Raw genomic sequence first — 1,459 nt, 5'->3', positions numbered from 1 at the left:
TGTTTTTATTCTCATTCCAAGCGTGTTTCTTCATTTCCGTGAACAATCGTGGGCTTCTGTTCATATTGAAATTATTCAAGACATTTTAAAAGACCGTGAAAAAGAGCCGAAACCCCTTTGAGGTCCGGCTGTTTTTTACCTATTATGAAATAGCTTGTCTGCTTTCTACGTCTCGACCTAACTTTCTTTTGATACGCTGCAGCGCGTTGTCAATTGACTTGACGTGCGTGTTTAATTCTTTCGAAATTTCAGCGTATGAATGGCCGTCCATATACAGCGTCAATGCTTTTCTTTCCAATTCACTAAGTGTTTCCGCAATTTTTAACTCGCGGTCTTCCACTTTTTCTTGATGAATCAGCACCGCTTCCGGATTAGCAATTTGATCGCCAGGAATCATATCCATCAGCGTATAATTTGATTCTTCATCATACAGAGGCTTGTCCAATGAAATGTACGAATTTAACGGACCGTGCTTTTGACGAGTAGCCGTTTTAATCGCCGTAATGATTTGTCTTGTGATACATAACTCCGCAAACCCTTTAAACGATGTTAGCTTGTCTTCATTAAAGTCGCGAATTGCTTTGTACAGTCCAATCATTCCTTCTTGGACAATATCTTCTTTTTCAGCACCAATCAAAAAGTATTTTCTTGCTTTACCCCTCACAAGATTTTGATACTTGTTGATTAAATACTCCAATGATTTTTCATCTCCGCTGTGAACCATTTCAACCAAAACATGATCCTCTAACATAGCATAATTTTGAACTTTTTCAATTACGATGCCTACGCTCACTCATATCCCCCCGTTACACTTAGTTGAGTTTTGATGTGTTCTAAACTGATGCATGATCTACTTGTTACGACGCTACTGCAATACGGTCCAGAAACGTAAAAAGCGTACAGAGTAAACTGTCGCTTTCCTCTCTCACTTTATGCTCCCCTGCATCTTTCTATAATCTATTATAAAGAAGTATAACCGATAAAAATCAAAAAGGTTGTCGAAATATGAAAGTGGTTGCAAAAAAAATCAATTTTTATAGAAAATTCACACAAATCACTTTATTATTTCATATAGTGACAGCAATCTGTCAAAAAAGCAATAAAAAAATAATTCCATATGAAATAAACTTACTCAAGCAGAGTAAGTCGAAGTTGCAGATGATACTGCGCATATAGGATTAGTTGCCTTCCGGCTTATCAGCATTTTTTGTTCCCTTGCTTTTATAAGGCTTTGCATTTTTCTTCTTTTTTGCACTCGCCTGCCAGCGGTTCCACCCTTTTTTGCCGGTGCCTCGCCCTGTGCCGCCTTTACCTTTTGCTTTACTCATACGTATTCCTCCGTTACCTGCGTGTTTGCTACAATAAAAAAAGACCCCGTCCAAAGTCGGAGTCTTTTTTGGATTACATAAAATTATGCTTTTACAACGTTAGCAGCTTGTGCACCGCGTTGACCTTGCTC

General features: G+C 38.4%; 2 protein-coding genes. Both read right to left on the bottom strand.

Features of this window, described 5'->3' with window-relative positions; genetic code table 11:
* Nucleotides 1-142 precede the first annotated feature (142 nt).
* Nucleotides 143-793 (bottom strand): RNA polymerase sporulation sigma factor SigH, encoded by a 651-nt coding sequence (sigH, locus tag AC1DRF_RS27515; protein ID WP_013058500.1) that lies wholly within the window; start codon nucleotides 791-793, stop codon nucleotides 143-145.
* Between the two features lie 385 nt (nucleotides 794-1,178).
* Entirely contained in the window at nucleotides 1,179-1,334 is a 156-nt protein-coding gene (locus tag AC1DRF_RS27510) for a DUF3934 family protein (protein WP_162837669.1), read from the bottom strand.
* Nucleotides 1,335-1,459 lie beyond the last annotated feature (125 nt).

The sequence above is a fragment of the Priestia sp. P5_B4 genome (assembly GCF_056400385.1).
Note: the sequence above shows the minus strand (reverse complement) of the source record. Positions and strands in the feature narration are given on the sequence as shown.